Annotated in this window: 18 protein-coding genes and 1 riboswitch; of the genes, 14 read left to right on the top strand and 4 right to left on the bottom strand. The window is 67.0% G+C overall.

The annotated features are described in order from the left end of the window. The first annotated feature begins 99 nt into the window (after window positions 1-99). On the top strand, window positions 100-474 hold the full coding sequence (locus GV832_RS12830; protein WP_168775276.1) for a DoxX family protein: 375 nt from the start codon (window positions 100-102) through the stop codon (window positions 472-474). A gap of 44 nt (window positions 475-518) precedes the next feature. Here the strand turns inward: GV832_RS12830 and GV832_RS12825 are convergent, their stop codons facing one another. After that, the gene (locus GV832_RS12825) at window positions 519-1175 is read right to left on the bottom strand and encodes an NAD(P)H-dependent oxidoreductase (RefSeq protein WP_168775275.1); all 657 of its coding nucleotides are present in this window, start codon (window positions 1173-1175) and stop codon (window positions 519-521) included. 110 nt (window positions 1176-1285) lie between these two features. Here GV832_RS12825 and GV832_RS12820 point away from each other — a divergent pair, with 110 nt between their 5' ends. The 3 genes from GV832_RS12820 to GV832_RS12810 all read left to right on the top strand — a co-directional run bounded on the left by GV832_RS12820 (window position 1286) and on the right by GV832_RS12810 (window position 3358). Further along, entirely contained in the window at window positions 1286-1708 is a 423-nt protein-coding gene (locus GV832_RS12820) for a winged helix-turn-helix transcriptional regulator (protein ID WP_168775274.1), read from the top strand. Window positions 1709-1872: 164 nt separating this feature from the next. Then, window positions 1873-2376 carry an rRNA maturation RNase YbeY gene (gene ybeY / locus GV832_RS12815; protein ID WP_168775273.1) on the top strand — a complete coding sequence of 168 codons (504 nt, stop codon included), beginning with the start codon at window positions 1873-1875 and terminating at the stop codon, window positions 2374-2376. Between the two features lie 85 nt (window positions 2377-2461). Continuing rightward, window positions 2462-3358 (top strand): transporter associated domain-containing protein, encoded by an 897-nt coding sequence (locus GV832_RS12810; RefSeq protein ID WP_168775369.1) that lies wholly within the window; start codon window positions 2462-2464, stop codon window positions 3356-3358. Between the two features lie 235 nt (window positions 3359-3593). Here GV832_RS12810 and GV832_RS12805 read toward each other — a convergent pair whose 3' ends face one another. Further along, window positions 3594-3914, bottom strand: coding sequence for a hypothetical protein (locus GV832_RS12805; protein ID WP_168775272.1), 321 nt, complete (start codon window positions 3912-3914; stop codon window positions 3594-3596). Between the two features lie 438 nt (window positions 3915-4352). Between GV832_RS12805 and GV832_RS12800 the strand changes: the two genes are divergently transcribed. The 10 genes from GV832_RS12800 to GV832_RS12755 all read left to right on the top strand — a co-directional run bounded on the left by GV832_RS12800 (window position 4353) and on the right by GV832_RS12755 (window position 15398). Further along, window positions 4353-4856, top strand: a complete 504-nt coding sequence (locus GV832_RS12800) for a hypothetical protein (protein ID WP_168775271.1) — start codon at window positions 4353-4355, stop codon at window positions 4854-4856. A gap of 471 nt (window positions 4857-5327) precedes the next feature. Beyond that, complete coding sequence (gene lnt / locus GV832_RS12795) at window positions 5328-6809, top strand: apolipoprotein N-acyltransferase (RefSeq protein ID WP_168775270.1); 1482 nt, start codon at window positions 5328-5330, stop codon at window positions 6807-6809. A 34-nt stretch (window positions 6810-6843) separates the two neighbouring features. After that, window positions 6844-6891, top strand: a riboswitch (SAM-SAH riboswitch). A 7-nt stretch (window positions 6892-6898) separates the two neighbouring features. Beyond that, complete coding sequence (gene metK / locus GV832_RS12790) at window positions 6899-8065, top strand: methionine adenosyltransferase (protein ID WP_168775269.1); 1167 nt, start codon at window positions 6899-6901, stop codon at window positions 8063-8065. 243 nt (window positions 8066-8308) lie between these two features. After that, the gene (queF, locus tag GV832_RS12785) at window positions 8309-8767 is read left to right on the top strand and encodes a preQ(1) synthase (RefSeq protein ID WP_168775268.1); all 459 of its coding nucleotides are present in this window, start codon (window positions 8309-8311) and stop codon (window positions 8765-8767) included. 323 nt (window positions 8768-9090) lie between these two features. Next, the gene (trmB, locus tag GV832_RS12780) at window positions 9091-9783 is read left to right on the top strand and encodes a tRNA (guanine(46)-N(7))-methyltransferase TrmB (RefSeq protein ID WP_168775267.1); all 693 of its coding nucleotides are present in this window, start codon (window positions 9091-9093) and stop codon (window positions 9781-9783) included. Window positions 9784-9843: 60 nt separating this feature from the next. After that, the gene (miaB, locus tag GV832_RS12775; protein WP_168775266.1) at window positions 9844-11145 is read left to right on the top strand and encodes a tRNA (N6-isopentenyl adenosine(37)-C2)-methylthiotransferase MiaB; all 1302 of its coding nucleotides are present in this window, start codon (window positions 9844-9846) and stop codon (window positions 11143-11145) included. Window positions 11146-11443: 298 nt separating this feature from the next. Continuing rightward, entirely contained in the window at window positions 11444-11989 is a 546-nt protein-coding gene (locus GV832_RS12770) for an OmpA family protein (protein ID WP_168775265.1), read from the top strand. Further along, the gene (locus tag GV832_RS12765; RefSeq protein WP_168775264.1) at window positions 11989-12327 is read left to right on the top strand and encodes a hypothetical protein; all 339 of its coding nucleotides are present in this window, start codon (window positions 11989-11991) and stop codon (window positions 12325-12327) included. The genes GV832_RS12770 and GV832_RS12765 overlap by 1 nt, the downstream gene beginning before the upstream one ends. 194 nt (window positions 12328-12521) lie before the next feature. Continuing rightward, window positions 12522-13523, top strand: a complete 1002-nt coding sequence (locus GV832_RS12760; protein ID WP_168775263.1) for a PhoH family protein — start codon at window positions 12522-12524, stop codon at window positions 13521-13523. A gap of 45 nt (window positions 13524-13568) precedes the next feature. Then, complete coding sequence (locus GV832_RS12755; RefSeq protein WP_168775262.1) at window positions 13569-15398, top strand: glycosyltransferase family 2 protein; 1830 nt, start codon at window positions 13569-13571, stop codon at window positions 15396-15398. On the opposite strand, the gene GV832_RS12750 is transcribed toward GV832_RS12755, so the two are convergent. Both GV832_RS12750 and aroA read right to left on the bottom strand, forming a co-directional pair. Continuing rightward, entirely contained in the window at window positions 15380-15967 is a 588-nt protein-coding gene (locus tag GV832_RS12750; protein ID WP_168775261.1) for a (d)CMP kinase, read from the bottom strand. The two genes, GV832_RS12755 and GV832_RS12750, sit on opposite strands and share 19 nt — an antisense overlap. Further along, window positions 15964-17307, bottom strand: coding sequence for a 3-phosphoshikimate 1-carboxyvinyltransferase (aroA, locus tag GV832_RS12745; RefSeq protein WP_227754401.1), 1344 nt, complete (start codon window positions 17305-17307; stop codon window positions 15964-15966). Before aroA ends, GV832_RS12750 begins: the two co-directional genes overlap by 4 nt. Between the last annotated feature and the right edge of the window lie 101 nt (window positions 17308-17408).

Raw genomic sequence — 17408 nt, 5'->3', positions numbered from 1 at the left:
TCGGTCGCCTGCCGCGCCGCAGGGTGCGCTTCAGCGCACCGGTCCCTTGACCGCACGCCCTTGAAACACTTAGCTTGATATCAAACTAATGGGGGAATCATGATGCAGAAACTCGGTTGGGCCCTTTCGGGGCTTTTCGGGCTCTTCATGCTGGGGGCCTCGGTGGCACCCAAGCTTTCGGGCATGGCGGTGGCCGATGAGTCGCTGGTGGCCTTGGGCTGGGAGAATGCGCCACTTCTGCTGATCGGCGTGCTGGAGCTGATCGCGACGGTGCTTTACCTGATCCCGGCCACCGGGGTCCTGGGTGCCGCGCTGATGATGGCGATCCTGGGTGGCGCCATGGCGACCAACCTCCAGGGCCAGGCCCCGCTTTACAGCCATACGCTGTTTTCGGTCTACCTCGGCATCCTGATGTGGGTCGGCCTGATCCTGCGCGACCCGCGCATCCGGGCGGTCTTCCCGCTGGTGCGATAGGAAAGGGGCGACCCGCAGGCCGCCCCCCAGAGTCTTGACGTCGCTTACTTGACTTCGACGATCAGGTCTTCGCGCGCCTTCCGGACCTTCTTCAGCCCGTTCAGCCAGTCGCCCTCCGAGGCGCGGTAGCCCACCGGCATCAGCACGACCGAACGCAGGCCATGGGCCTTGAGCCCCAGGATTTCGTCCACGGCGGCGGGGTCGAAGCCCTCCATCGGGGTCGCATCGACTTCTTCGAAGGCGGCGGCGGTCAGCGCCACGCCCAGCGCGATATAGGCCTGGCGGGCGGCATGCTGATGGTTCACCTCGGCTTCACGCGGCAGATACATGCCCTTGAGCATGTCGTAGTACTCGGCAACCGCCTCACGCGGGGCACCACGCTCCGAAGCCGTGCGGTCCACCACCGCGTCGATGCGGGCGTCGGTGTAATTGTCCCAGGCCGCGAAGACCAGCAGATGGCTCGCGTCCACCACTTGCGCCTGACCAAAGGCCACCGGCTGGATCTTGGCGCGGATTTCCTTGTTCGTCACGACCAGCACCTGGAAAGGCTGCAGGCCCGAGGAGGTCGGCGCCAGGCGGATGGCCTCGAGGATCGCCTCGATCTTTTCCTCCGCCACCACCTTGGCGGCGTCATATTTCTTGGTCGCATAGCGCCATTGCAGCTTGTCCAGCAGCGGCGAGGTCTTGGCTTGGTCCAGCATGGTCGTTCCTTTCAGGAACCAGGTTTCTTTTTGCAACCTGGTGTCAATTTCATACCGGTATACATAAGTAACTGGACGGCGAATGCAAGCCCCCTCATAATGAGATCACCATGGATCACCCCGATTGCCCTGATCAGCGCCACCAGAACTGCCGCGTGATGAACGAGGTCCTGACCCGTGTCGGCGACCGCTGGTCGGTGCAGATCGTCTATGCGCTCTCGCGCGGGACCATGCGCTTCAACGAGCTCAAGCGCGAGCTGGGCATCTCGCAGCGCATGCTGTCCGAAAGCCTGCGCGACCTGGAACGCGACGGGCTGATCGCGCGGCGCCACTTCGCCACGATCCCGCCCCGCGTCGAATACGAACTCACCGACCTGGGCCGCACCTTCCAGGAGCCGGTCATGGCGCTGGCCAAATGGGCCCTCGACCATCAGACCTGCATCGAGGCCAACCGCCGCAGCTTTGCCGAGGCCGAAACGGGCCATGGGGCCGAGGCCCTGGCCGGAGAACAGGCTTCTCCGAACCGCGCCTGACCCAAGCCCTTTCATCTTTTCACAAATATCCCGCGGGGGGTCCGGGGGGCGCGAAGCCCCCCGGGGTTCAGCCATGCGCCCCCCGCAATCCACCCTTGCGCAAGCGTGGATTGGCGCCGCCCCCGCATGGCCTTATGCAAGCCTATCCTGAGGAGGAGCCACCCATGGAAGCACTGGTCGAATGCGTCATCGAGGATGCCCGCTGGGAGACCCTGGGGCTTGAACCTCTGGCGCTGCGGGCGGTGCAGGCCAGCCTGGCCGAACTGGGCCTGCCCGAGACCGGGCTGACCCTCTCGGTCATGGGCTGCGACGATGCGCGCATCGCCACCTTGAACGAGGAATTCCGCGGCAAGGCCAAGCCCACCAACGTGCTCTCCTGGCCCGCCTGGGACCTGGCCGCCGATGCCGATGGCGAAGCCCCCGAGGCGCCGGAGATCGGCCCGGCCGATGACCCCGAATCGCTCGGCGACATCGCCCTGTCCTATGACACCTGCGCGCGCGAGGCGCTCGAAGCCGCCAAGCCCCTGGCCGATCACGTCACCCATCTTGTGACCCATGGGCTTTTGCATTGCCTGGGCTATGACCATGTCCGCGACGGCGATGCGACGCGGATGGAGGCGCTGGAGGTTCGAATCCTCGCCCGTCTCGGCCTGCCGGACCCCTATTGAGCCCGGGCCCCTTGCAACATGGGGCGCTCCTGCCGCATAATGCCCCTGCCCGATGACGGGTTTTCAAAGGATTTCCGCGACCGCCATGGGCAGTAGCATCGAAGGACCGGCCCCTTCCGCGCCGGGCACGACGGACGAACCTCCCTTGCGACGCGGGCTGCTGCAGCGCCTCTTCCGGCGCTCGCCCGCCCAGAAGAACGCGCTTCCGGCCCTTCCCGCCATCCAGGTCGTGGCGACCCATGGCATGTCGAACCTGCGCAAGCTGCGGGTGGACGACGTGGCCATCCCCAAGGTCGATATCGTGGCCGTGGCGCTGGATATCTCGAAAGAGGACCTGGTCGCCGCCTTCAAGGAACACGGGTTTTCGCGGATCGTGGTCTACAAGGGCAACCTGGACAGCCCCCAGGGCCTGGTGCTCTTGAAGGACCTGGCGCTTCAGCACGGCTTCGGCGCGGGCGGGCGGTTTTCCTTGAAGAAACTGTTGCGGCCGATCCTCTATGCGCCGCCCTCGATGCCGGTTGGGGTCCTCTTGCAGAAGATGCAGCGCGAGCGGGTCCATATGGCGCTGGTGATCGACGAATATGGCGGGGTCGATGGCCTCGTGACCATCGAGGACCTGATCGAGACCGTGATCGGCGAGATCGAGGACGAGCATGACGAAGACGAGGGCAGCCTCTGGAAAGAGGAAAAGCCCGGCGTCTTCCTGGCCCAGGCCACGGCGCCCCTGGACGAGTTCGAACCGGCTTTGGGTCTGACCCTGCGCACGCTGGAGGATGACCAGGACATCGACACCCTGGGGGGCCTCGTGATGCTGCGCACCGGCCGCATGCCCGCGCGGGGCGAGATCGTGCCCCACGAGTCGGGCGCCGAGTTCGAGGTCATCGACGCCGACCCCCGCCGCATCAAGCGCATCCGCGTGCGGCTCCCGGGTGCGATCATGGCGCCCGAGGCCGAGGCGCCCAAGGCCGACACCGCCGCCTGAGGCGGCCATCGCCCGAGGCGGCTGTGGCCTGAAGCGGCTGTCCCCGGAGGATGCTGTCACCGGAGGATGCGTCCGTCGGGGGCCCCCGAGGCTCCCCCAACCACGCCCCCTCCGCCCGCGTTGCCACGGAGGGGGGAGAGGTCGGCCCGTCATGATCTGCTGTGGTCGCAGCCCCAGGCTGATGCTGCGCCCCGCGCGGCCTTTCCTTCCACGGCAGCCCCCCGGCCCCGAGGGATCAGCCACAGCCCTCAAGCCCCTGGGGAGGCAAAAGGCAGCCGACCCCGGCCAGGCACAAGGCCTTGGTATGCCCGCCCCTCACGGCATGGACAAAGGCCCCGTCCCGCCCGTCGAAGATGTATTCCGTGTCCCAGAGGAACCTGTCCAGTTCGACATCCCGGGCCAAGTCCTGCCGCTCGGTCCCTGTCAGGCCCGGACAGGTCCGGGCGAGCCAGGCGATATCCAGCGCTTCGGCGGCATCATGTGAGATGACCCACCACCCATTGCCGAGAAACGCGAGGACAAGGAGCGCAAGGCCGATCCCCCATCGCCTGACCATTTCCCTGACCCTCCGGATAAGGCACCAGGTCTCCGACCTAGACAAGCCGCCTTCCGCCAATTCGATGCCGCCCTGAACTTGGTGTCAAGGGAATTGCCCCCGACCCAGCCCGCTTGACCCTGACCGCACCCTGACCGCGCCAGGGCCTTCCGCCTCCCCCCGCTCCCCGCCGTCCCGGGCTTGAGCCCCTGGACCTCGACGCCTTGAAACTTGGGGCCAAGCGGTGTCCGTCGGGGGCCCCCGAGGCTCCCCCAACCACGCCCCCTCCGCCCAGGTTGCCACGGGAGGGTGGAAGCGGCGCCCCCACCCGGGCCAAGGCGGGCGACACCGCCTCTCCCGCTCCCCGCCGTCCCGGGCTTGACCCCCTGGACCCCGACGCGTTGAAACTGCACTCGGCACCATTGCACCCACCGCATTTTGGAAGAACGAGGCCAGAGCTTGTCCGACACGGTTTACTTGAGCGTTGCTCTGCAAGAGGTGCAAATTACGTCCGGCTGCCAGATGGAAGATCGCGTGGTGCCTTCATCACAGCGGTCGCAGAACGCTTTGGCTCACCTTTGTGGTCAGATGCTGACGCCGGACCTCTTGCCTCAAAGAGCAATAGAAGACCGAGGCCGTCCTGTTCGCAGCCTTCCTGCCCTGTTCATGGTGAATGGCTTCCTCTGTGTCACGGAAAAGGCTGCCCAAGTCCTGAGAGATCATGACTTGGGGCAAGGCGGTCTCTATCCTCTGGAGCTGTTTCGAAGCGACGGTCAAACTCCCATCCCAGGGCCATTTTGGGCTCTGAATTTCGGGGAAAAGAAGTCGGCACTGAATCTTGCGGAAAGCAAAGGGCTGGAACACTCCCCGCAGGACAGGTTCTCGCCGTCTCTTTTGATTCAGCCAGATGATGTCGCTGTTACCGCTGCGGCATTGCAGGGGCAGACCTTTGGGGGGATGTGAAGTTGGCCAGTGGCTTCTTCGTCAGCCCCAAGCTGGCAAGAGCCCTGTTCATAGCGAAACTGGACAAGGCTTTTTACTTGGTCTCCTGCCGCGTGGTCCCGGGGTAGGCTGCGTGATCTCACGCACCGCGTGCCCGGATGGTGCGTGAGATCACGCACCCCACCCATCCCCCAAACCGTCGAGGCCCCAGGGCTCAGGCCCGGGGCGCGGCGGGGAGAATGTGACGCGGGCTCCCCACTCGCCGGGGGCAGCGCTCGGCCTCCGCCGCGTAGCCCGGGGTACACCCCGGGTCTCCCGCCCCGCCAGCGCCAGACGTTTCAGCCCCACCCCGTAACCCGGGGGATACCCCGGGTTCCCCGCCGATGATGCGTGATCTCACGCAGCCTGCCGCCTCGTGATTCCCTGCCCCTTGCCAAAGCGCCCGCCCCCCCTTACCCCCAAAGGCCCAGACTCCGCCCCGAAGGCCGCCCCATGCGCTTCCTCCGCCTCCCCCATTCCTTCCCCGGCTGGAGACCCTTCGGCGCCACCCTGGCCCTTGGCGCCGTGGCGGGGCTTGGCCTTGCGCCCTTCCACCTCTGGCCCCTGACCCTTGCGGCCCTGGCCCTGGCCTTCCGCCTGCTGCCGAAGTCCCCCTTCTGGCTCGGCTGGGCCCTGGGGATCGGCTGGTTCGCCTCCACCCTGAACTGGATCGTCCAGCCCTTCCTGGTGGAACCCGAGACCTATGGCTGGATGGCCCCCTTCGCCCTGGTCCTGATGGCCTCTGGCCTCGCGCTCTTCTGGAGCGCGGGCCTCGGCCTCGGCGCCCGGCTCGGGCTCCCCGGCATGGTCGCGGGCCTCTCGGCCACAGAGCTCGCGCGCGGCCATGTGCTCACCGGCTTCCCCTGGGCCCTGCCAGGCCATGTCTGGATCGACACGCCGCTGGCCCAGGTCAGCGCGCTCGTGGGTCCCTTCGGCCTGACCCTGCTGGTCCTGGCCATCGCGGGCCTTGCAACCCATCCGCGCGGGCGCTTCCTGGCCCTGGCCGTCCTCGCGGCGGCCTGGAGCTGGGGGCAATGGACCCTCTCGCAGCCCCTGCCGCCCGACCGCCCCGTCACGCTCCGCCTCGTCCAGCCCGCAGCCGCGCAATCGCTGAAATGGGATCCGGACCAGGCCGCCATCTTCTTCGACCGCCTCATGGCCGCCACCGCCGCCCCCCCCGGTCCCCTGGGCAAGCCCGACCTGGTCATCTGGCCCGAAACCGCCCTGCCCTACATGGTCGAGAATGCCCCTGACCTGCCGCGCCAGATCACCGAGGCCGCAGGCGGAGCCATGGTCGCCACCGGCCTCCAAAGGGTCGAGCGGACGGCAGAGACCCTGCGCGGCTGGAACTCCCTGGCCGTCTGGGCCCCGGGCGGCCAGCTCATCGCGGCCTATGACAAGCACCACCTGGTCCCCTTCGGCGAGTATATCCCTTTCGGAGACCTCGCCTATGACCTCTTCGGCCTCCGGGCCTTTGCGGCCCAGGTCGGCGCCGCCTATTCGGCAGGCCCCGGGCCGCAGGTCCTGGACCTCGGGCGCCTGGGCCGCGTCCTGCCGCTGATCTGCTACGAGGCGGTCTTCCCCCAGGACCTGCGCACAGAGACCCGCCCCGACTGGCTCTTGCAGATCACCAATGACGGCTGGTTCGGCACTTTCTCGGGCCCCTTCCAGCACGAGGACCAGGCGCGGCTGCGCGCCATCGAACAGGGCCTGCCCCTGGTCCGCGTCGGCAATACCGGCGTCACCCTGGTCAGCGATGCCCGGGGCCGCGTCGTGGCCAGCCTGCCCTTCGGCCCCGAGGGCCACCTGGACGCAAGCCTGCCCGGCAGCCTGCCCGCACCGCCCTATGCGCGCTGGGGCGAGGCGCCCTTCCTCCTGTTGCTGGCAGGTAGCGTTCTGTTTGCCATCTTGGCGAAAAGGCGTCGCATGGCTTGACGCGTGGGGCTATTAACCGTAGCGCGAGTGTCGCATTCCGTCACAACGGCTTCCTGGCGTGACGGTCAATCCCAATGGAGCATTTCCCAATGGCGCGTAAATCCTACGTCTTCACCTCGGAATCGGTGTCCGAGGGGCATCCGGACAAACTCTGCGACCGCGTATCCGACGCGGTGCTCGATGCCTTCCTTGCCATCGAACCCAATGCCCGCGTGGCCTGCGAGACCTTTGCCACCACGGGCCGCGTGGTCGTGGGCGGTGAAGTGGGTCTCTCCGACCCCGCGAAACTGGCCGAGATGATGGGCAATGTGGACGCCATCGTCCGGGCCTGCGTGAAAGACATCGGCTATGAACAGGACGAGTTCCACTGGAACACCCTGCAAGTGCAGAACTACCTGCACCAGCAGTCCGCCCATATCGCCCAAGGCGTGGACCGCGACGGCGCAGGCGACCAGGGCATCATGTTCGGCTATGCCTGCCGCGAGACGCCGGAGCTCATGCCCGCGCCGATCCAGTATTCCCACGCGATCCTCCGCCGCCTGGCCGAGGCCCGGAAGTCGGGCGCCGAGCCCACGCTGCGCCCGGATGCGAAAAGCCAGCTCTCGCTGCGCTACGAGGACGGCAAGCCGGTCGAGGTGACCTCGATCGTCCTGTCGCACCAGCATGCCGATGTGGGGCAGGATTCGAATGCGATCCGCGCCATCGTGGAACCCTATATCCGCGAGATCCTGCCCGAGGGCTGGATCACCTCCAAGACCGAATGGTGGGTCAACCCGACCGGGACCTTCGTGATCGGCGGCCCGGATGGCGATGCGGGGCTCACGGGCCGCAAGATCATCGTGGACACCTATGGCGGGGCGGCACCCCATGGCGGCGGGGCCTTCTCGGGCAAGGACCCGACCAAGGTCGACCGCTCGGCCGCTTACGCCGCGCGCTACCTGGCCAAGAACGTCGTGGCCGCAGGCCTGGCGGATCGCTGCACGCTGCAAGTGTCCTATGCCATCGGCGTGGCCAAGCCCCTGTCGATCTATGTCGACACCCATGGCACGGGCCAGGTGGATGAAGCCGCCATCGAACGCGCCGTGGCCCAGTGCATGGACCTGACCCCGCGCGGCATCCGCACCCATCTGGGCCTGAACCGCCCGATCTATGCCCGCACCTCGGCCTATGGTCACTTCGGCCGCGCCGCGACCGAGGACGGCGGTTTCTCCTGGGAGCGCACCGACCTGGTCGAAGCGCTGAAGAAAGCCGTCTGATCCCGCGACAGCAGCGGCTGGCGGAGGCTCGATGCCTCCGCCAGCCGCCCCCCCACCAGCCGCCCCTCGGGGGAGGTTGCCCCCCTTGCCGCCCTCCCGCTTTCCCGCCGTGATCTCCCGGTCTCCGGGAAGTGCCCCTCGGGGGCATCGAGCCCCCTCGTGCCGCTGCTGCCGCAGGACAAAGACCCCGGTCACCGGCCTTTCCCATCTCCGCAAGCCCCCCACCCCACACCGGAGCCCCAGATGACCGATGTCTCCTCCCTGACCCAACTGGGCGCCAAGACCGAGCTGCCCGCCTCGCCCGAGACCGCCATCCTGGAACGCGTCCCCTTCGGCCACGAAGGCAAGCTCTCCGCCGTCCGCTTCACCGCGCCCGAGTTCACCTCGCTCTGCCCGATGACCGGCCAGCCCGACTTCGCCCATATCGTCATCGACTATATCCCCCGCGCCTGGCTGGTCGAAAGCAAGAGCCTCAAGCTCTACCTGCACAGCTACCGCAACCACGGCGCCTTCCACGAGGATTGCACCCTGGACATCGCGCAACGCTTGGTGACCCTGCTCGAGCCCGAATGGCTGCGCATCGGCGCCTATTGGTATCCGCGCGGCGGCATCCCGATCGATGTCTTCTGGCAGACCGGGGCGCCCCCCGCCGGAGCCTGGATCCCCGACCAGGGCGTCGCCCCCTATCGCGGCAGGGGCTGAAGCGGGCCGAGGCCGCTCCGCATCAAGTCCGGCCGGGTCGAGGCCAAGCGCGCCCAAGGCCGCAGAGGCGATGCGGGTCGGGTCGAGGCCAAGCCAGGTCAAGGGCTGGCCGGGGCGACACCGGGCGCCTGGAGGCCGGGCTTGGTTAACAAAAGCTGAACACCACGGAAAAACCTACGCAACATCAGCCACTTGCGCGCCTTGCACGCGTGCAAGCCCGCGGCAGCAGCGGGCGAAGGGGGCTCGATGCCCCCGCCGCCCGCCCCCATCCCGCCCGCAAGAGCCCTTGACTCCGCCCCCCTCTCCCCCTACCCGCCCAGCCCATGACCGAAGAAGCCCCGACCTCTCCCCGCCGCAACTTCTATGGCCGCATCAAGGGCAAGACCCTGCGGGCCAGCCAGAAATCCTACCTGGAAGAGGACCTCGGTCCCCTGACCCTGCACGGCGTCACAAGGGACGAGAACCCGAGCCGCGCCCTGGTCCCCCTTGAACCCTGGCGCGCCCAAAGGCCCCTCTGGCTGGAAGTCGGCTTCGGCGGCGGCGAGCACCTGATCCACCAGGCCGCCCAGAACCCTAGCGTGGCCCTCCTCGGCGCCGAGCCCTTCGTCAACGGCATCGCCATGCTCTTGGGCAAGGTCCGGGCGCAAAACGTCACCAACCTGCGCCTCCATCCCGGCGACGTCCGCGACCTCTTCGAGGTCCTGCCCGAGGGCTCGCTGACCAAGGTCTTCCTGAACTACCCCGACCCCTGGCCCAAGGCGCGCCACCACCGCCGCCGCTTCGTGACCCAGGAATACCTGATCCCTCTCGCCCGCCTCTGCGCGCCAGGGGCCGAGTTCCGCGTGGCCTCTGACATCCCCGACTATATCCGCCAGGCCCGCGAAGAGATCCCCCTCGCAGGCTTTACACTGACCGCCGACACCGACGCGCCCTGGGAGGACTGGTTCTCCACCCGCTACGAGCAGAAGGCCCTGCGCGAAGACCGCACGCCGCATTACCTCACCTGGCGCCGCTAAGCCCACCCGTGGACAAGAGCCCGGCTTTGGCCTAAAGGCGCAAGCCTTGGGGGCCCGATCATGACCGAACCGAAGAAGCTCTTCATCAAGACCTATGGCTGTCAGATGAATGTCTATGACAGCGAGCGCATGGCGGAAGCCATGGCGCCCGAGGGCTATAGCCTCACGGAAAGTGCCGAGGACGCCGACCTCGTCCTGCTGAACACCTGCCATATCCGCGAAAAGGCCGGCGAGAAGCTTTACTCCGACCTCGGCCGCCTGCGGCCCTTGAAGACGGCCAAGCCCGACCTCAAGATCGGCGTCGCGGGCTGCGTGGCCCAGGCCGAGGGCGACGAGATCCTGCGGCGGATGCCCATGGTCGACCTCGTCGTGGGCTCGCAGGCCTATCACCGCCTGCCCGAGATGGTGCGCGGCCCCCGCCATGCCGTCGAGACCGACTTCCCCGTCGAGGACAAGTTCGACCTCCTCCCCGCGCGGCGCGCCAAGCGCGGCCCCGCCGCCTTCCTGACCGTGCAAGAGGGCTGCGACAAGTTCTGCGCCTTCTGCGTCGTCCCCTATACCCGTGGCGCCGAAGTCTCGCGCCCGCGGGACCGCATCCTCTCCGAGGCGCGCGAGCTGGTGGCCATGGGGGTGCGAGAGATCTCTCTGCTGGGGCAGAACGTCAATGCCTGGCACGATGACGGCCTGGGCCTCGGCCACCTGATCGAGGCGCTGGCCCAGATCGACGGGCTGGAGCGGCTGCGCTATACGACCTCGCACCCCAATGACATGGCCGAGGACCTGATCGCCGCCCATCGCGACCAGCCCAAGCTGATGCCCTATCTGCATCTGCCGGTGCAATCGGGCAGCGACCGCATCCTCAAGGCGATGAACCGCAAGCATACGGCGGAGGATTACCTCCGCCTCATCGACCGCATCCGCGCGGCGCGGCCCGATATCCTTTTGACCTCGGATTTCATCGTGGGCTTCCCGGGCGAAACCGACGAGGACTTCCGTGCCACGATGCGGCTGATCGAGACGGTGGGCTATGGCATGGCCTATTCCTTCAAATACTCCGCCCGCCCCGGCACGCCTGCGGCCGAAAAGCCCACCCTGCCTGATGAGGTCGCCGATGCCAGGCTCCTGGAGCTTCAGGCGCTGATCACCCAGCAGCAGCGTGCGGCGCAGAATGCCATGGTCGGGCGCGAGACGACGGTGCTCTATGAAAAGGCAGGCCGTCTGCCGGGCCAGATGGTCGGCAAGTCCGAGCACCTGATGGCCGTCCATGTCACCGATCCGACGGGCCAGGTTGGCGACCTCGTGCGGGTGAAAGTCACCGCCGCCTCGACCAATTCCCTGGCCGCCGAGCCCATCACCCGCTGATTCTCTCTCCTTTTTTTCCTGGTTGGACCGCCTTTCGGGCGCTGTCCAATCATGGCGGAATTGTGGCGGGATGTTTCCATCCCCGCGCCAATGATTAACCATTCCCCCCGCTGGTTCCGCAACGGCAACAATTACCCTTTAAAATCAATCACTTAGCCCAGATTTTGCTTTACTTTGGCCCCGCCCCGGGCCATTTCTAGGCCATGCGGGGGCATGTGCGATTGGTATGAACGAGGAGAGCTAGGCCGTGGAACGTATTTCCAGCGCAGCCAAACGGACGGTCGGGGTGGGGGCCCTGATGGCTGGTCTGTTCGCCGCGACGATGAGCATGGCCCAGTCGGTGGCGCCCACGGTGGCGCCGCAGGTGGCGGGCAAGATCAACTGGGGCATCTGGGTCGATGACGACGGGTGCCAGCACTGGTGGGCGGATGGCGGTCTCGAGGGCTATATGCTCGACCGTGTCGATCCCAAGACCGGCAAGCCGGTCTGCCTGGCGAAGAACACCTGCTTCACCGAGAACACCGACACGCTCTTTGCCACCGACAGCGCGACGCTGACCGCCGATGGCCGCCGCCGCCTGACCTCGTTCTTCCAGAACGCCGGGGCCTTTGGTTACGCCATCTATGGCCATACCGACAGCCGCGCCTCGGATGAATACAACATGAACCTCTCGGACCGCCGCGCCAAGGCCGTGGGCGATGTCGCCCGCTCGGTCGGCGCCGTCGTCGAACGCCAGATCGGCTTTGGCGAGCGGCAGCCCATCGCCGACAATGGCTCGGCCGCCGGCATGCAGAAGAACCGCCGCGTCGAAGTGGTTTGCTATACCTGGGGGACCTCGAATTGATGCGCGCTTCTCTTTTCGCCCTGATGGCCCTGTCCCTGGCGGGCTGCGTCGAAGGCGGGCTCGTGCCCTACCAGGCTGGCCCCAACACGGTGATCGCGACCAATGCCGACAGCGGCCGCGACCGCAACCCGCTGACCGATGGTCATGCCGCCATCGCCTATGATCCCGACGGCTGCCAGGGCTGGCTGATGGATGACGGCGTCGAAGGCTATACCGGCCGCCGCTATGACCCCAAGACCGGCCTGCCGGTCTGCAACGGGCTTTACCCGCCGGGCACCGTGGTCGGCGAATACCGTCAGCAAAACGGCATCTTCAACGACTGGGTTCCCTCGCGCTGAACCTGCCAGGCTTGCCTTCAAGGGCCGCGCTTTCGCGCGGCCCTTTTCATTTGCGCAAAATGTCACCTTATCTTCACGCTTTGCTGACTGAATGGGGCTGAGAAGGATTTGGACTGGACAGAATCCCGCGCCAGCCCCAGACTTAGAGGTATCGAAGCCGCCTGCGACTGTATCTAGACCAGAAGGAGAGCCCTTTGGGCATCAGCGCGCTGACCCCCCCGACCCGTCCGGAAGACATCGTCGAAACCGTCCTTGAGTTTCCGGATAACCGCCTGTTGATCGAGCTTTGCGGCGAATATGACCGCAACCTGGCCCAGATCGAGCATCAGACCGGGGTTCACGTGCTGCGACGGGGGAACAGGCTGGCGGTGGTGGGCGACAAGGCCTGCCGCGAACAGGCCGCAGCCGTCCTGCGCGGGCTTTACGCCAAGCTCGAGGCGGGCAAGCATATCTCGGCCGGTGACATCGACGGCACGATCCGCATGGGCCAGGCCGCCCCGCGCGAGGAGCAGATCGAGCTCTTCTCTGGCGGGATCGAACTGCGCACCCGCAGGAAGGGCGTCGAGCCCCGGACCGAGGCGCAAAAGGCCTATGTCGCCAACCTCTTCGCCAATGAGATGGGCTTCGGCATCGGGCCTGCGGGCACCGGCAAGACCTATCTGGCCGTGGCCGTGGGCGTGACCATGTTCATCTCGGGCGCGGTCGAAAAGATCATCCTCTCCCGTCCCGCCGTCGAGGCGGGCGAAAGGCTGGGCTTCCTGCCCGGCGACATGAAGGAGAAGGTCGATCCCTATATGCAGCCGCTTTACGATGCGCTGAACGACTTCCTTCCGGCCAAGCAGGTGCAAAAGCTCTTGGAGGAAAAGCGGATCGAGATCGCGCCGCTGGCCTTCATGCGGGGCCGGACGCTTTCGAATGCCTTCATCGTGCTGGACGAGGCGCAGAATGCGACCTCGATGCAGATGAAGATGTTCCTGACCCGCCTCGGCGAGGGCAGCCGCATGGTGATCACCGGCGACCGCACCCAGGTCGACCTGCCGCGCGGCACGACCTCGGGCCTTGCCGAGGCCGAGCGGATCCTCAAGGGGGTGAAGGGCGTCAGCTTCAACTACTTCACCTCCAAGGATGTCGTCCGCCACCCGCTGGTTGGCCGCATCATCGAGGCCTATGAGGCCGATGAAGCGCACCAGTCCTGATGGGATTGACGCTTTGGCCCGTCCGTGAGAGGTCGGGCCAAAGGGATGACGATGAACCGAACCGCGCCACATGAACTGACCGGGCCTGGCCCCGCGCTTTATGCCTTGCAAGAGGCCGTCTGGCCGCAGCTGCATCACCCGGTGCGCGCCTTGGTGCTGAAGACCTTTGGCGAGGTCGTCCCCCTCCCCCTGGCCCGGGGCCTGCGCTTCGAGGCGGGGGGCGAGGTGTTCTTGAACACCGCCCACAATATCTTTGCCCTGGGGAAATGGCGCTCCAGGGCCGGGCTGACCGACCTGCGCCTGGTGATCGAGGGCGAGGGCGCCTTTACCCTGACCCTGACCGGAGAGCTGGAGGGCATGGGGCCCGACGGCATCTGGAAGCCGCCGCCGCCCTTGACCCAAAGCCTCTCCCTGACCCTGACCAAGGGCCAGCGCCACGAGATCGACCTGGCCTCCTGGCTGGCGGGCCCCGCGCTCATCCTGCACCTGGCCCTGACCGCCGAGGGGCCCGGCACGCTGAACGCCCTGACCTGGGCCACGCGCGACGCCCCCCGCCGCCTGCCGCACCTGGCGCTGGCCATCACCACCTTCCGCCGCGAGGCCAATGCCCGCCACGCCATCGACAATTTCACCGGGCGGCCCCCGATGCTGGAGGGTCTTCTCGACCTCATCGTCATCGACAACGGCCAGACGCTGGAACCCGTCGACCTGCCCCATATCCGCGTGATCCCGAACCGCAACCTTGGCGGCTCGGGCGGCTTTGCGCGCGGCATGGCCGAGGCCAAGGCGCTCGGCGCCAGCCATTGCCTCTTCATGGACGACGATGCTTCGCTGGACATGGAGGGGCTGAAGCGGATCTGGACCTTCCTCGCCCATGCGACCGACCCAAGGACGGCGGTGGCGGGGGCGCTGATGTCGGCCGAATTCCCCTCGGAACTCTGGGAGAATGGCGCGACCTTTGCCGGGAGCTTCCTGGCGCTGGGGCGCGGTCTAGACCTCGCCGTGCCGGGGGATCTGTTTTACGGAGAGATCACCTCGCTACAGCCCAGGGTGAATTTTTACGGCGGCTTCTGGTGCTATGCCTTCCCCTTGGAGCATGTCACCCACGCGCCCTTTCCCTTCTTCGTGCGCGGCGACGACACCAGCTTTTGCATCGCCAATGGATTTGCCAATGTGACCCTGCCGGGGGTTCTGTGTCACCAGGACGTGGATTTCACCGAGAAGGAAAGCTCGCAGACGCTCTACCTGGACCTGCGGTCGAACCTGATCCACCTGGTGACCCTGCCGCACCAGGGCCGCGCGCTGTTGCGGGCGCTGACCCTGCCGATGCGCTTCTTCGGGCGCTGCCTGATGCAGCACCAGACCGACAGCCTGGCGGCGTTGTCGACCGCGGTCGAGGATTTCCTGAAAGGCCCCGATTTCGTCGAGGCCGAGCCCGACTTGGCCAGCCGCCGCGCGAGCCTTTCGGCCACGCGCAAGGTCGAGGTCTGGCAGCCCCTGGGCGAGGTGCCCGCGCCCAGGGGCTTCATCAACCCCCATGTGGTCTGGCAGCGCCGCCTGATGGCGCTGAGCCTGAACGGCATCCTCTTGCCCGGCTTTGCCTTTTGGGGCAACCGGGTGGTGCTGACCCAAAGGCAGCGCGGCATCGTGCGCCCGGTCTTTGGCGCCTCGGATGTCTGGTATGTCTCGACCGATGGCGAGAAGGTCATGCATATCCGCCAGGACAAGCTCTTGGAGCTGCGGATGGGGCTGCGGATGGCGGTGAACCTGGTGCGGCTGGCGCTGGCCTGGCCCCGGCTGAAACGCGACTGGGCCAAGGGCTATGCGCGGATGACCCGGCCCGAGTGGTGGGCGGATCAGTTCGAGAGGCGCTGACGGATGACCTCGAAGGCCAGGGCCACGGCCTGGTCGATGTCCAGCTCTGAGGTGTCGATGACCACGGCATCCTCGGCGGGCCGCAAAGGGGCCTCGGCGCGGTTCATGTCGCGGTCGTCGCGCTCGCGCACCTCGGCCAGGACGCGGGCCGCGTCGCCGCCCAGCTCCAGCCAGCGGCGATGGGCGCGGACCTCTGCGCTGGCGGTGACGTAAAGCTTTACCTCCGCCCCGGGGCAGATCACCGTTCCGATGTCGCGGCCATCCAGCACGGCGCCGGGCTCCTGCGCGGCAAAGCGGCGCTGGAAGGCGGTCAGCGCGGCGCGGACCTCTGGGATCACGGCGACACGGCTCGCCGCCTGCCCCGCCGCCATGCTGCGCAGGTCGTCACGCGCCAGATCCTGGGGCGTCAGGGTCAGGGCGGCTTGCACCGGATCCCCGCCCTTGGCCCCCACGGCGCGGTAGAGGAGCCCGGTGTCCAGATGCGCAAAGCCGAACTCCGCCGCCACCGCGCGGCTGATCGTGCCCTTGCCCGCCGCAGCCGGGCCGTCGATGGCGACGGTAAAGCTCATCCTTGCGTCAGGGTGGCGCCAAGCCCGGTCATCAGGCTCTCGAAGATCGGGAAAGAGGTCGCGATGGGCGAGGCGTCGTCCACCGAAATGGGCTGCTGCGAGGCCATGCCGGCCACGAGGAAGGACATGGCGATCCGGTGGTCGATATGGGTCTTGGCGGTGGCCCCGCCCGGCATGCCGCCCGGGCCCATGCCATGGACGATCAGCGTATCCTCATCCTCTTCGATCGTGACGCCGCAGGCCTCGAGCCCCCGCGCCATGGCGTCGATGCGGTCGCTTTCCTTGACGCGCAGTTCCTTGACGCCCCGCATCACGGTCTTTCCGGTGGCGAAAGAGGCCACGACCGACAGGATCGGGTATTCGTCGATCATCGAGGGCGCGCGTTCGGGCGGGACCTCGATGCCCTTCATATTGCCCGAGAACTTCACCCGCAGATCGGCGACCGGCTCGCCGCCTTCTTCGCGGGGGTTCTGGAACTCGATCTCGGCGCCCATCTCGACGAGCGTGATGTAAAGCCCGTTGCGAGTCAGGTTCTGGGAGACGCCGGGGACGAAGATGTCCGAGCCCTCGACGATCAGCGCCGCGCAGACCGGGAAGGCGGCCGACGACGGGTCACGCGGCACGGCCACGGTCTGGGCGCGCAAGGACGGCCGCCCTTGCAACGTGATCACATGGCCCTCCTTGGTCTTGTCCACCGTCAGGTTGGCGCCGAAACCCACGAGCATCCGCTCGGAATGGTCGCGGGTCGGTTCCTTTTCGATCACCACGGTCTCGCCGCTGGCATTCAGACCCGCCAGAAGGATGGCCGATTTCACCTGGGCCGAGGCGACCTTCAGCGTGTGGCGGATCCCCTTCGCATCCGAGGCCCCCACCACCGTCATCGGCAGACGGCCCCCCTTGCGGCCATAGGCCATGGTCCCGAACTCCGCCAAGGGTTCCGTCACCCGACCCATCGGCCGCTTGCGGAGCGAGGCATCCCCCGTGAAGGTCGCCGTGATCGGAGAGGTCGCCATGGTCCCCATGATCAGCCGCACCCCGGTGCCCGAATTGCCGCAGTCGATGACATCGGCGGGCTCGACAAAGTTGCCGACGCCCACGCCCTCCACCGACCAATCGCCCGGCCCGTGCTGCGTCACCGTGGCGCCAAAGGCCCGCATGGCCTTGGCCGTGTCCAGCACGTCCTGGCCCTCCAGCAGCCCCGTCACCTTGGTCGTGCCGATCGACATGGCGCCGAAGATCAAGGACCGGTGGCTGATCGACTTGTCGCCCGGGACCGAGGCCGTGCCCTTCAGCGGGCCGGCCTTGCGGGAGGTCATCGGGGTGGCGGCTCCATGCGACATCTGCGGCTCCTTTTCGCTTTGGCAAGCCTGATAGCGCAAGCTTGCGGCACGGTCCACCTCCCATGGCTCTTGGCCCAGCGCCACGCTTGGGTTAACGCTTT

The organism is Stagnihabitans tardus (assembly GCF_009925085.1).
GTDB lineage: Bacteria > Pseudomonadota > Alphaproteobacteria > Rhodobacterales > Rhodobacteraceae > Stagnihabitans > Stagnihabitans tardus.
This window is presented reverse-complemented; position numbering and strand designations above follow the sequence as displayed.